General features: G+C 71.5%; 13 protein-coding genes. 9 read left to right on the top strand and 4 right to left on the bottom strand.

The genetic code is table 11. The features are described 5' to 3' along the window. The first annotated feature begins 79 nt into the window (after positions 1–79). Together cynR and OG746_RS45640 are read left to right on the top strand one after the other, a co-directional pair. Positions 80–1,021, top strand: coding sequence for a transcriptional regulator CynR (cynR, locus tag OG746_RS26245; protein WP_266718475.1), 942 nt, complete (start codon positions 80–82; stop codon positions 1,019–1,021). A gap of 87 nt (positions 1,022–1,108) precedes the next feature. Then, positions 1,109–1,186: a 50S ribosomal protein bL37 gene (locus tag OG746_RS45640; RefSeq protein WP_370443954.1), complete on the top strand. Its 78-nt coding sequence runs from the start codon at positions 1,109–1,111 to the stop codon at positions 1,184–1,186. A 61-nt stretch (positions 1,187–1,247) separates the two neighbouring features. Here the strand turns inward: OG746_RS45640 and OG746_RS26240 are convergent, their stop codons facing one another. Continuing rightward, positions 1,248–1,895 (bottom strand): GNAT family N-acetyltransferase, encoded by a 648-nt coding sequence (locus OG746_RS26240; protein ID WP_266718473.1) that lies wholly within the window; start codon positions 1,893–1,895, stop codon positions 1,248–1,250. Positions 1,896–2,080: 185 nt separating this feature from the next. On the opposite strand from OG746_RS26240, the gene OG746_RS26235 reads away from it, so the two are divergent. Further along, the gene (locus OG746_RS26235; RefSeq protein ID WP_266718471.1) at positions 2,081–2,404 is read left to right on the top strand and encodes a hypothetical protein; all 324 of its coding nucleotides are present in this window, start codon (positions 2,081–2,083) and stop codon (positions 2,402–2,404) included. A 12-nt stretch (positions 2,405–2,416) separates the two neighbouring features. Here the strand turns inward: OG746_RS26235 and OG746_RS26230 are convergent, their stop codons facing one another. Continuing rightward, the gene (locus OG746_RS26230) at positions 2,417–3,235 is read right to left on the bottom strand and encodes a phytanoyl-CoA dioxygenase family protein (protein WP_266718470.1); all 819 of its coding nucleotides are present in this window, start codon (positions 3,233–3,235) and stop codon (positions 2,417–2,419) included. Positions 3,236–3,361: 126 nt separating this feature from the next. On the opposite strand from OG746_RS26230, the gene OG746_RS26225 reads away from it, so the two are divergent. Next, a complete protein-coding gene (locus OG746_RS26225) occupies positions 3,362–4,282 on the top strand; it encodes a helix-turn-helix domain-containing protein (protein ID WP_266718468.1) in 921 nt (306 codons plus the stop codon). Between the two features lie 67 nt (positions 4,283–4,349). Here the strand turns inward: OG746_RS26225 and OG746_RS26220 are convergent, their stop codons facing one another. Both OG746_RS26220 and OG746_RS26215 read right to left on the bottom strand, forming a co-directional pair. Further along, positions 4,350–6,314 carry an oxidoreductase gene (locus OG746_RS26220; RefSeq protein ID WP_266718466.1) on the bottom strand — a complete coding sequence of 655 codons (1,965 nt, stop codon included), beginning with the start codon at positions 6,312–6,314 and terminating at the stop codon, positions 4,350–4,352. Between the two features lie 68 nt (positions 6,315–6,382). Continuing rightward, positions 6,383–6,961, bottom strand: coding sequence for a TetR/AcrR family transcriptional regulator (locus OG746_RS26215; protein WP_266718464.1), 579 nt, complete (start codon positions 6,959–6,961; stop codon positions 6,383–6,385). Between the two features lie 428 nt (positions 6,962–7,389). On the opposite strand from OG746_RS26215, the gene OG746_RS26210 reads away from it, so the two are divergent. The 5 genes from OG746_RS26210 (at position 7,390) to OG746_RS26190 (ending at position 12,952) form a co-directional block, all read left to right on the top strand. Then, on the top strand, positions 7,390–8,616 hold the full coding sequence (locus OG746_RS26210; protein WP_266718462.1) for a chitinase: 1,227 nt from the start codon (positions 7,390–7,392) through the stop codon (positions 8,614–8,616). Positions 8,617–8,733: 117 nt separating this feature from the next. Continuing rightward, positions 8,734–9,498 carry an IclR family transcriptional regulator gene (locus OG746_RS26205; protein WP_266718460.1) on the top strand — a complete coding sequence of 255 codons (765 nt, stop codon included), beginning with the start codon at positions 8,734–8,736 and terminating at the stop codon, positions 9,496–9,498. A gap of 46 nt (positions 9,499–9,544) precedes the next feature. Beyond that, positions 9,545–11,239 (top strand): hypothetical protein, encoded by a 1,695-nt coding sequence (locus OG746_RS26200; protein ID WP_266718458.1) that lies wholly within the window; start codon positions 9,545–9,547, stop codon positions 11,237–11,239. Between the two features lie 2 nt (positions 11,240–11,241). Beyond that, positions 11,242–11,973 (top strand): hypothetical protein, encoded by a 732-nt coding sequence (locus OG746_RS26195; protein ID WP_266718456.1) that lies wholly within the window; start codon positions 11,242–11,244, stop codon positions 11,971–11,973. A gap of 4 nt (positions 11,974–11,977) precedes the next feature. Continuing rightward, the gene (locus OG746_RS26190; RefSeq protein WP_266718454.1) at positions 11,978–12,952 is read left to right on the top strand and encodes a dipeptidase; all 975 of its coding nucleotides are present in this window, start codon (positions 11,978–11,980) and stop codon (positions 12,950–12,952) included. Positions 12,953–12,962: the final 10 nt, after the last annotated feature.

Below are 12,962 nucleotides of genomic sequence, written 5' to 3'. Positions count from 1 at the left end.
CGGCTGGACCTATAGCGTCAAAGACTCGATGGGCATGGGTTGTATTGGTGTTCTCTATACCTGCTTCTACGCTGGGGGTATGTCCGTCGAGCTGCGTCAGGTGCGCTACTTCATGGCCGTGGTCGAGCACGCGGGGTTCACCCGCGCCGCCGAGGCACTGCGGATCTCCCAGCCGACCCTGTCCCAGCAGGTCAGACAGCTGGAGCGGAATTTGGGCGTGCAGCTCCTCGATCGCAGCGGGCGCACGGTGCGGCCGACCGACGCGGGGCGCGCGTATCTGGGCCACGCGCGGCGCGCGCTGCGGGATCTGGCCGCCGGGGAGCGTGCGCTGCACGACGTACGGGATCTGTCGCGCGGGCATCTGCGCCTGGGGGTGACGCCGACGTTCACCTCGTATCTGGTCGGCCCGCTCATCGCCGCGCTGCGGGAGAGGCATCCGGGGATCACGGTCGCCGTGCGGGAGCTGACGCAGGACCTGCTGGAGGCCGAGCTGCTCGCGGACGCGTGCGACCTGGGGATCGCCTTCCGGGGCGGCCAGTTGCCGGGGGTCGCGGTGGAGCCGCTGTTCACGGAGAACCTCAGCCTGGTCACGGGCGACGGGGCCGACTCGGCCCGCGCGGCGGCCGGACCGTGGGCCGCCGCCGACCTCGACCGGCTGCATCTCGCGCTGCTCAGCCGGGACTTCGCCACCCGTGGCCGGATCGACGCGTACTTCGCCGAGCACCAGGTACGGCCCCTGATCGCGGTCGAGGCCAATTCCCTGCAAACGCTGATCGACATCGTGCAGCGCACCGGCCTGGCCACCGTCCTCCCCGACCCGGTCACCCACGGCCATCCGCACCTGACCCCGCTCCCGGTCGACCCTCCCCTGCCCACGCGTACGGCCGCTCTCCTCAGCCGCGCGGACGGCTATCGGAGCGCGGCGGCGGAGGCCTTCGCCGGGCTCGTCCGCGAGCACATCGAGGCTCGTCCGTTCCGGCCTCCCGAGCCTCAAACACATGTGACCCAGAACACACATTAGGCACGCATGATCACGGGTATGAGCCCCGGCGCTGCCTGGACAGATCCAGGGAGAACGACAAGAAACACCACACCCTGGGAGGTATCGATGTCCTCGAAGCGACGCCGTAAGAAGAAGGCCCGCCGCAAGAACGGCGCCAACCACGGCAGCCGTCCGCAGTCCTAAGGACTGACGGCAGCAAGAGAGAGCGGGGCGGCGGAGCTTTCTGCCGCCCCGCTTTCGCGTCTCACGCGGACGGTCCGTCCGCATGTCCCTCCGCGTGGCCGGCGACGCGCTCGGCCAGCCGGGCCTTGACCCGCGGCCACTCCGCGGCGACGACGGAGTACATGGCCGAGTCCCGCAGCCGCCCTTCCTCCCCCGGGGCCCATGACATCGACCAGTTGCGCAGTACGCCCTCGAAGGTGGCGCCAAGAGCCAACAGGGCATGGCGGGAACGCTCGTTGCGGGCATCGGTCTTGAGGTCGACGCGTGCCACCCCGAGCTCCTCGAAGGCGTGAGCCATCAGGAGGAACTTGGCCTCGGCATTGATTCCGGTCCCCTGCGCGGACGCGCCGAGCCAGGTGAAGCCGATCTCGACGGCGCGCGGCTTCCTCTCCCGACCTGGCCAGAATCGCGGGTCCCAGTACGCCGTGCACCCCACCGCGCGACCGTCGCCGCGCCGGATCTGAGCGAACGGGACGAGCCCCTGCTCGACACGGGCGAACTGCCCCTCGATATAGGAGCCGACCTGGTCCGCGCGGGGAACCAGCGTGAAGTCGTAGCGGCCGCGGTCCTCCTCGGCCGCACGTGCCAGATCGTCGGTGTGCGCGGCCGACAGCGGCTCGAGCACGACCAGGTCCCCCTTGAGTACGGGCACCTCCAACCAGGGACGCATGGCATCAAGCTCCTCTCGATTGCGCGGTGTTGAGGCGGTGACGCTATCGGGATCTTCGTCGCCGCTCACCTCCTTTCCGTGCCCACCGCGTCCTACGGATGCTGAACGGGCCCGCCGAGGCGCTCGTATCTCTCTGCGACGCACTGCTGGCTACGCGCTGTGAGGCGTGGAGGAGGACCGTAGAGATGTCGGAATCCGGCCGACCACCGCTGCACGCACTGCCGGACGGTGAGGCGGAACTCGCCGTGGTGTTGCGGCTGACGTGGGAGGACGTCGCCGCGATCGGGCAGGAGGCGAGCAGGCTCGCCGCGCGGGCGCAGCGGGCCGTGACGCTGGACGAGGCGGTGAGCCACCGGCTGCGCTCCCGTCCGCCCGCCTCCCATGCGAAGCCGCCCCAGACCGGCGCCACGGCCCTCCCGGTGTCCGTGCCGAACGGGCGTGCCCCGGGCGAGCAGGCCCGCCAGGCCATCGACAAGATCAACGGAAGGTCGGGGCCGGAAGCAGTGTGACCCGTTGGGAGGCTAGTGCGGGGCCGGGGCGAACTCGGTTCCGCACGGGCCGCCGCCGGTGCTCTCCTGCGCCTCCACCGCCTGCCCGTCCATCGTCCGCAGGCCGTAGTAGCCGGCGATGCGCTCGGTGGACCGGCCGACGTAGTGGCAGATGAACGAGCGGCGGAAGCGGTCCGCCGTGCGGTTGGGTCCGGAGCCGTGAACCAGTGTGCCGTTGAAGAACAGGACGTCGCCGGGCGCCATGTCGACGGGCTCGGGGACGAGGCCCGCGGGCGGCGGCACGTACTCGCGCGCGAAGGACACGCTCGCGTCCGCCTCCTCCGGGCAGAACAGGTCCATCAGGTGGGTCCCGGGCACGACTTCGAGACCGCCGTTGTCCCGGTCGATGTGGTCGAGGGCGACCCAGGCGGCGATGCACGTACCGGGTTCGACCCGCAGGTAGAAGTTGTCCTGGTGCAGGGCCTGGCCGCGGGCGCCGGGCGGCTTGAAGTAGAACATGCTCTGCGCGGCCAGTGGTTCCTCGCCGAAGAGGCCCGTCAGGATGCCCGCGAGGCGCGGGTCGAGCAGTCGGCGTCGCGCCAGGTCGTTGAAGTGGTGCGGCTGCATCACGCGGGGGTAGGCGAGGAGCGGGTCGATGGCGGCGTCGGCCGGCTGCGGCTTGGGTTCGAAGTGGCCGGGCACAGGGCCCGTGGCCTGCACGCCCATGAACTCGTCGGTGAGTTCGCGTGTTTCGGCGGCGTCGAAGAGGGCGGGGGCGATCGCGTAGCCACGGGTGCGGAACTGTTCCTGGAAGGCGACTGAGTCGGGGGCGGCGAACTCGTGGGTCTGCACGGGGTGTTCCTCTCGGCCGTCGGGCATCTCTTGAGCGCACACGGACCGTGTGCTGGACTGCTGCGGACTCGCGGTCCGCGCGGAAGCGGACTGCTCCGAAACTACGGCCGGGGCGGCGGACACCGAATGACAGGCACCAGCGCGCACCTGCCTGAAACTGCTGCCGATACTCCTTCGCCTCCGGCGCAGCTGCTCGTCGCCTCGCCGTTCTCACAGCCCGCCGACTACCGGGTGACCCGCGCCGCGGGCGCCGCCAACTGGCTGCTCATGTGGACCGCCGAGGGGCGTGGCCAGGTACGGGGAAGCGGCCCCTGGGTCGCACAGCGGCCCGGTGACCTCGCCGTGCTGCCCGCCCACCGTCGACATGCCTACCGCACCGACCCTTCCGTACGTTCCTGGGGTGGCTGGTGGGTGCACTTCCAGCCGCGCGCGGCCTGGCCGGCCTGGCTGCGCGACCACGGCCGGGACGGTGGGGTGTACTGCGTCGCGGGCGTGCCCGAGGCGGCGCGCGGCCGGGTCGACGCGGCCTTCCGGCGGCTGCACGCCGACGCGCGCTGGTCCGACGGGGAGGCGCCGCCCGCCCAGGACCCGGCGGGCATCGCGATCGCCTCCGCCGGGCCCGGCCGGGAACTGGCGCTCGGCGCGATCGAGGAGGTGCTGCTCCTGGCCACCGCATCCACCGCCGCCGTGGGCCGGGCCGCCTCAGCCTCGTACGATCCGCGCATGGGGCAGGCCGACGCGATCATCGCCGCGGACCCGGGCGGCCCGCACACGGTCCGCTCCCTGGCGCGCCAAGTCGCCCTGTCCCCCTCACGGTTCGCGCATCTCTACGCCGAGCAGACCGGCCGTACGCCGATGCAGGCCGTGCGCGCCGCGCGCCTCGGTCATGCGCAGCAGCTCCTGGACGCCACCGATCTGGACATCGGCCAGGTCGCACGGTCCTCGGGCTTCGCGAGCCCCTTCCACTTCAGCCGCGCCTTCCGGGAACGCTTCGGGGTGCCGCCGAGTGTGTACCGGGCGGGGACGTCGGAGGGGCGGGGACGGTAGCGGTGGGCCGGATGGCGGGGCCGTCTCTGTCACCCGGCGGCCGACGTCCTACCAGGGCGCCGCCCCTTCACACCGCGGCCCCCGCGCGCAGCCCCTCGAGGACCGCCTCCTCCACCGACCGGGGGCTCACGCAGTCGCCGATCGATACGGCGCCGGGGTGGTCCGTGAGGTCCGTGACGGGTGTGTGGCCCTGGGCCAGGACGACGGCCGCGATGTCGTCGAGGATCACGGGCTCCTCCGTCAGTGTGTGCTGGAGGTAGGCCGTGTCGTTGTCGGCGCCGTAGAGGCGGACGTTGGGGAGTACCTCGATCTTCGCGCGCACCGCAGCCGTCAGCATGGCCGCGCGCACGTACTGCTGCAGGTGCTCGCCCGCGGCGAAGCCCGTGACGCCCAGGGTCACGCGGCGGCCCTGCTGGGCGAGGAGGAGTGCGACGCCCAGGCCGACCCAGTCGCCGCGCCAGTCCGCGACGAGGACGCGGCCGCGCGGCGTGCGGGCGCCCTGGATGACCTGCCAGGCGTCGAGGACGACCGGGTCGTCCAGGCGCTCCAGTTCGGGGCGCAGCGGCTGCGCGCCGGTGGCCAGGATCACCGCGTCCGGCGCGGCGTCGGCGAGCAGGGCGTGGTCGACGCGGGTGTCGGTGACGATGCGGGCCCCGGCGCGCCGTGCCTCGCCTTCCAGGTTGGTGGCCGCTCCCCCGAACTCGGCCCGACCGGGCAGCTCTTGGGCGAGCAGGACCTGGCCGCCGGGGCGTCGTCCGGCCTCGTACAGGGTCACGTCGTGTCCGCGGCCCGCCGCGACCGCCGCCGCCTTCAGTCCTGCCGGGCCGCCTCCGACGACCACGACGCGCTTGCGTCGTGTGATCAGCGGCAGGGTGCCGAAGCGCAACTCGCGTCCGGTCTCCGGGTGTTGGATGCAGGAGATGGGGTGGCCCGACTGGAAGTGGCCGATGCAGGCCTGGTTGCAGCCGATGCAGGCGCGGATCGCTTCGGTGTCACCGCGCTCGGCCTTGCCCGGCATGCGGGGGTCGCAGATCAGGGCGCGGGTCATGGCACAGGCGTCGGCCTGACCCTTGGCGATGATGGTGTCCGCTTCTTGGGGTTGGTTGATGCGGCCGGCGACCATGACCGGCACGTTCACCACGTCTCGTACGCGGGCGGCCATCGGCGCGGTGTAGCCGGCCGGGTGGGCCATCGGCGGTGCGATGTGCTGGGCCGCCGACAGGGTGGCCGAGCTCCCTGCGCACACGGACACGTAGTCGACGAGACCTTCCGCGTCGAGCCGGGCGGCGACGTCGCACACAAGGTCCGGGGTGAGTCCGTCGTGGGCGAGTTCGTCGCCGGAGATGCGCAGGCCGATGACGAAGTCGTCGGCGGCGTGTCGGCGTGCGGCCGCGAGGGATTCGCGCAGAAAGCGCAGCCGGGCGTCCGCGCTGCCGCCGTAGCCGTCGGTGCGGTGGTTGACCTGCGGGTTGAGGAACTGGGCGGGCAAGTAGCCGTGGCTCGCGACGACTTCGACGCCGTCGAGGCCCGCGGCGCGCAGCCTCCGTGCCGCCTCTCCGTAGCCCTCGATCACCTTGGTGATCTCCTCGCCGGTCATCGCGCGGGGCATCACGTGGAAGCGTTCGCTGGGGACGGCCGAGGGCGCCCAGGCGACGGGGGCGCTGCCGTCGGGGGACTCCAGGATCTCGCGGCCCGGGTGGAAGATCTGGCCGAAGACGGCGGCGCCGTGCCGGTGCGCGGCCTCGGCGAGGCGGGCGTAGCCCTCGACGCACGAATCGTCGTCGGCCATGAGGACGTGCGAGGTGTAGTGCGCGCTCTCGTGCACGCCGCCGACCTGGACGACGATCAGGCCGACGCCACCCTCGGCGCGCGCCGCGTGGTAGGCGACGAGCTCGTCGGTGACCTTGCCGTCGCGCACCAGGACGGTGTCGTGCCCGGACGACACGACACGGTTCTTCACCCGCACGCCTCCGATCCGCAGCGGGCTGAACAGATGTGGGAACTGCGACTGCGATGGCGACTGCGGCTCCATGCGGCTTCTCCCTCCCGGCGCGCCGTGGCGCGCTTCAACTACCGTGCACTTCTGGCCTGTTCACACACTCATCGCGCCCGGACGCCGAACATCGCGCGGGCCGTGCCGAGCAGCAGATCCGCATACCGTTCCGGTGTCATGCCACCCCCTGCCGCCACTGCCATGTCGCAGCCGTCGACCAGCGCCGCGACGGAGGCGATCGCCGTGTCCACGGGGAGCACGGGTACGAAGTCCCCTTGGATGACGCCGTCTTCGACGATGCCGGTGAGCAGCGTGAGCCACTCCTCGTGCACGGACCGCACGCCGTCGCGCAGCCCGGGGTGGCGGGCGGCGCTCGCACAGAACTCCGTCCATGTCGCGCACCGGCGCTCCAACTCTGGGTCTCCGGTGAGGGCTTGGACGAGCAGCTCGAAGCGGCGCCATGGATCCGGTTCGTCCGCCGCCGAGGCCCGCCAGCGGGCGATCAGCTGCTCGATGGACCACTCGAAGGCCTCACGGAACAGCTCGTCACGTGTCTCGAAGTGGTGCTGCAGCGCGCCGATGGACACTCCGGCGGCGCGGGCGACATCCCGCAGCCGGGCGGCGTCCAGGCCGCGCTCGGCCAGCACGCGGGCCGCCGCCCGCAATACGTCCTCACGGTCGACCACAAGCCCTCCCCGGCGTTGGCGAACGCCTACGCGCCCCCAAGTAGCCGGGAAATAATAACGCATTATTGTGAGCTGACACACAGGGCTCCTCTACCCGTGTGACACATCCCTCGCTCGCGGAGTGCGGCGGAATCGGCGGCGCATCGACCACCGTCGCCAACCTCCTCATTTCCGTGAGGCTGTACGGATATTGCCGCCCGATACAGGAACGGCGCCCCACCGCTTGACGCATCGAAACGTCCGACATGCCGGTGCCGCACACAGACGGGCCGATTCGCACCAAGTGACCCGACACGTCGCGCATACCGAGTCGGGTAACTCACACTAGGACGCGGCGAGTTGTGCCCGGCACGCACTGGGCAGGCACAAGTCGAACACAGCGCCTACGATGTGCCGCCGTGCCCCGCACCCGATCGTGAAGGACCCGCATGGCGCCCCCGTCCCGAGGCCCCGCCGGAAAGCGGCGCAAGCCGCGCACCTCGCCCGCCGCATGGCTGTCCGCGCGCGCATCCGCCGGCACGGAGCGCACGCGGGCCGCCCGGGCCGGACGCCGCACCGGTGCGTTCGTGGCCGGCGGCGCCGTGCTGGTCGCGGCCACGGTGGGCGGGGTCCTGCTGGCCACGGGCGGCTCGACGCCGACCCCGAGCCCCGGCAAGAGCACCTCGCCGTCACCGAAGCCCTCCCACTCCCCGCCGAAGAAGCACACCCCAAAGCCGAAGCCGAAGCCGACACACTCCAGCGCCCCTCCCGAGCCCGTCTCGTTCGCCCCGTACGTCGACACCTCCCTCTCCCCCACCTTCGACCTGACCCGGGCCGCCCGCGGCACGGGCGTGAAGACCTACACCTTGGCCTTTGTGAAGCCCAAGGGTGACTGCACCCCGCAGTGGGGCAGGTCGACGCTCGACGGCAACCCGGTCGCCGCCAAGATCGGCGCACTGCGCTCCGCGGGCGGCGACGTACGTGTCTCCTTCGGTGGGCAGAGCGGCAACGAACTCGCCCGCACCTGTACGTCGGTGTCACGGCTCACCTCCGCGTACGAGGACGTGATCGACCACTACAAACTCACCAAGGTCGACTTCGACATCGAGGGCGACGCGTTGACCGACCGCGCGAGCGTGGACCGGCGCAATCGGGTGGTCGCCGCGCTGCAACGCCAACACCCGGGCCTGGACGTGTCGTTCACGCTGCCCGCGCTGCCGCGTGGCATCACCGCGGACGGGCTCTCGCTGCTGCGCAACGCCAAAGGGCACGGTGTCGACATCGGCTCCGTCAATGCCATGGCCATGAACTTCGGCTCCTCCCCCGCGCCGCACCCGCGCGGCCGGATGGGCAAGTACGCCATCGATGCCGCCGAGGCCACGCACGCACAGCTCAAGGACATCGTCGGCGGCTCGGACCGCGCGGTGTGGAATCGTGTCGCCCTCACCCCGATGATCGGTGTCAACGACATCGACGAAGAGGTCTTCACGCTCTCCGACGCCGCCGAACTCGGCGCGTTCGCCAAGTCCAAGGGCATGGCCTGGGTCTCCCTGTGGTCGGCGACCCGCGACCGGGCGTGCCCCGACGGCCCTGGCGGCCCCGCGGCGGCGACGTGCAGCGGCGTGAGCCAGTCGACCGACGCGTTCATGAAGGCGTTCTTGTCACACATGCGTTGACGTGGGACGACGCACCAACCATCCCTGAACATTTGGCCATTGCCAGCCTCTTGACTCGACTCTGGCCGTGGTCTTCATAATTGGCGTCACGAAATACGGGATGGTGTCCTACATTTTATGACGACCAATGAAGCCAACAACACGACCAAGCCCATGAGTTCCGCCCTCAAACTGCTGCGTCTCCTCGACGTGGTGGGCGAGACCACCGACCCCGTGCGGGTGGCGGAGCTGGCCCGAGCCGTCGGTGCCACGCGCTCCGAGGTGCACCGCCAGCTGGTCACGCTCGTGGCCGCCGGCTGGATGGAGCAGCTCCCCGACGGCGCCTACCAACTCACCGTGAAGGCAGCCCACTTGGGGAACGCGGCGCTGCAGCACGCCGGGTTCGGTGAGCGGGTCTCCCGGGTCCTCGCCGACCTCGCCGAGCGCATCGGCCAGTCGGTGTGTCTCGCGGTCCTCGACGACGACGCGACCCGCGTGGTCAAGCGCGCCGAGCCCGGCACCGCCGCTCATGTGACGCTCGCGCTGGGCCGCCGGATGTCGCTGCGGGGCGGCGCGACGGGGCGGGTGCTGATCGCCCACGCCGACGACGCCACCCTGGCGGCGCTGCGCGAACGCGGCGTCCCACTCCCGGACGACGAGGAACTCGTCGAGATCCGGGAGGCGGGCTACGCCCTGATCCCCGAGTACGCCGACGAGGGCCTCGCCGCCATCGCCTTCCCGCTCGTCGGCCGCACCGGCCGGCCGACCGTGACACTCTGCGCGGTCGGCCCCGCGACCCGCTTCGACCCGCTGTCCGCCAAGGACGTGCTCACGGACGGCGCCACCGACCTCGCCCGGCTCACCGCCGGCCTCGGCGACGGCCACACGTCCTGGACGGCCTGACCCAGCCACCGCGCATCGCGCGGTCATCCCCTCCGAAGGGAGTCACATGACCACCCGGAGCGAACTCCGGCCCCCCGAGGACCACCCCGAACCCGCCGCGGCCTTCATGCGCCCCGAACGGCTCGCCACCCTCGCCCCGAGCAGACTCAGCGCCAGCCGCTCGCTCATGCACCTGATGACGCGGGAGCGGTGGACGGTCGACCTCGTCCGCTTCGACATCGACGAGCGCGCCAGGGGCGAGGCGGTGTACCGGGTGCGCACTCCCGGTGCCGTCTTCGACTTCATGGTGTTCTCCTTCGAGCCCAAGCTCGAGGGGCGTACAGGACGCATCATCGGCACCGACTGGGACATGATGGGCGCGCTCGTCGAGGGCGAGACCACCGACGAGGACCTGCGGGCCACCCGCGAGGAGATGCCGAAGCTGTACGCGGGGCGGGCCACGCCCGGCAGTCTCGTGTGGTGCCGCTCCAACCGCAGCCTGCGCCTGTTCGACCATGTCATCGAGCACCTCGCGGCCGGCCGCCAGCCGCGCGTCGCGGAGCTGTGGCCGGTCGGCTATCTGATGCGCAACACCGGCCTGGACGGCAACGGCACCTTCGGCACCCGCTCCTACGGGGCCCTGGAGGCCGACCATCCGCTGCGTCTGCCGTACCACGCGCAGATGCTCGCCGCGTATCTGATGCGCGAGTTCTCCGTGGACCTCGTCGAGCACCTGGCCCGCTGCCGCAACCCGCGCGCCGCGCGACTCGACCCGGAACTGCGCCGCTTCCTGGGTCTGGGCAACGGCTCCGCGCTCGGCCTCGTCTTCTTCGCCAACAACCATCCGGTGCTGCTCGACCGCTGGCTCACCCTGCGCCGCACGGCGGTCGCCGAGGCCCGCCGGATCCCGGTGGTGCCGGGTTCGGCGGAGGCGGACCGGGCCGCCGAACTCCTGGCGCGCGCGGTCGACTTCCACGACCAGGACCCGCTCACGTACCACGACTTCACGGCCTCGTCCGTGGTGGCGGACGGGCTGCGCGTCCTCGTCGAGCGGCTGGCGGGCGCAGGGCCCGACGCCGTCTTCGGTGATCTGCTCGGCGGGCTTCCGGACGACCTGGTGTGCCAGGAGGCCGTGGAGGTGTTCGACGCCGTCCTGCTCGAACTGCGCCCGGAGCACACCGACGCCCTGCTGCGCCATCAGCCCGCGGACGAGACGCTGCGCCACCGTCCGCAGGAGACCGTCACGGAACTGCGGGACCTGCTCACCCGCGAGTACGCCTGGGCCCTCGCCCACGACCTGGACGACCCGGACCAGCGGCACTTCCGCTGGTACAAGTCGCGGGACGCCGAGGAGCCGCGCCGCGGCCCGGTCGAGGAGGTGCCCGGCGGCTTCGAGTGGGCGCTGGATCTGCCCGGTGACATCCAGCGGCTCGCCGCCGCCCTCGACGCGGTGCCCGGTGACACGCTCGTCGGCGAATTCCTCGCCGAACATCCCGAGGAGCGCTGGACGGTGACCCGGGCACAGGGACTTGCGGGCCGTCATCACCACTCGCCGCACATGAACATGCTGGCGAAGGACTTCGTCCCGGTGCACGTCGTGCGGTTGATGAACGCCGCGTTCCACGGCCTGGACAAGACCGTGGACGCCTTCGGCCGCAGCGTGCTCGGCCTTCTCTTCCACGGTGCGCCGACCCGCGTGGATCTGGCCGAGGGGCGCGCCTTCGACTGGATCTACCCCCGCCGCCCCGAGGAGCGTGACTGATCGTGACCTCAACTCCCCTTACCCGTAAGCCCACTTCGTCGGTCAATGTCTCGCTGCGCGAGTGCCGTCTGGTGACCGGCCGCGCGCTGCGCACACTCGGTGTGCCGCGCGGCGCGGTGCCCGCCGCCCGCGACACGACCGTCGTCGCGCAGGCCCTCGGCCTCGACGCGCTGCGCCGGCTGTACGACGACGCGGACGCCCTCCGTGCGACCGCCGCGCTGCGGAGCCACCGGCGCACGGACGGCCCCGACACCGTCGTCGACGCCCGCGGCCGCCACGCGCTGGTCGCCGCGCCCGACCTCCTCGACCTGGCCGTGGCGCTGACCCACCGCCATGTGAAGGCACGCGTCACCGTGACGGATGTCGCGCGACCGGAGCTGCTCGACGTACTGCCTGTGCAGGCGGCCGAGTTCGGTGTGGCACTCGCGGTCAGCGGTGGCGGCCTGGTGCTGGACTGCGCCCCGATCCAGGACCCGGCGCCCGCCCCGGAGTTCCCCTTGGACCACGTGCTGCGCCACGGCCTCGACGTGTCCGCCGACCTGTGGTGGAGCCTGTTCCACCTCGGCAACGAGGCCCTGACCCCGGACTCGGACCTGTCGCGGCAGCACACCGGACGTTCGGTGTTCGACGAGAGCGGCCGGATCGTCGGCGAGGTCGGCGAGGACTGGGCCGCCAAGCCGGCGGGCCAGGCACAAACCCAGGCGCAGGACCCCATACTCAGCGACGGAAGGTGACGGCGTGCTCTACATCGACGGCCTCGAATGCAGCCTCTACGACCGCGAGGTCTTCCAGGAGCTCCGCGCGGGTCAACTCGCCTGCGTGACACCCACGTTGGCGTTCTGGGAGAACGCCACGGAAACGATGGACGAGATCGGCCGCTGGCGCGACCTGGAGCGCGAGAACACCGACCTGATCCGCATCGCCCGCACCGCCGACGACATCGAGCAGGCCCACCGCGACGGCCGTACCGCCATCCTCCTCGGCACCCAGAACTCCTCGCCGATCGAGGACCGCATCCGCTTCCTGGAACTGTTCCACGACATGGGCCTGCGGGTCATGCAGCTCACGTACAACAACCAGAACGCCATCGGCGGTTCCTGCTACGAGCCCGAGGACAGCGGCCTGTCCCGGTTCGGGCGCGAGGTCGTCCAGGAGATGAACCGGCTGGGCATGGTCGTGGACCTCTCCCACGTCGGCGAGCGCACCGGGCTCGACGCCATCAGGGTCTCAGAGCGGCCGGTCGCCGTCACGCACGCCAACCCTCGCTCCCTCTACGACCACCCGCGCAACAAGGGCGACGAGCTGCTCAAGGCGCTCGCGGCCGGCGGCGGCATGCTCGGCCTCGCCACGTACCGCAACATCAGCGGGCCGTGGGCGGGCAGCCGCGAGGAGTGGTGCGACATGGTGCGCCGCACCGTCGACCTGATCGGCATCGACCACGTCGGTATCGGCACCGACCTGAGCCGCAAGAGCGGCGAACCGGAACTCCAGTGGATGCGCAAGGGCCGCTGGACCCGCACCGAGCAGCGCGGCGCCTCCCTCTCCGGCACCCAGACCAAGGCTCCGCCGATCACGTGGATGGAGTCCACCGCCGACTTCCCGGCGCTGGCCCAATGCCTGTCGGAGCACGCCGGGTTCGACGAGGACGAGGTCGCCAAGATCATGGGCGGCAACTGGCTGCGCTTCTACCGGCAGGTCCTCAAGCCGGCCTGACCCCTCCCCC

Origin of the sequence: Streptomyces sp. NBC_01016 (assembly GCF_026341035.1) — a bacterium.
Lineage (GTDB): Bacteria > Actinomycetota > Actinomycetes > Streptomycetales > Streptomycetaceae > Streptomyces.
This window is presented reverse-complemented; position numbering and strand designations above follow the sequence as displayed.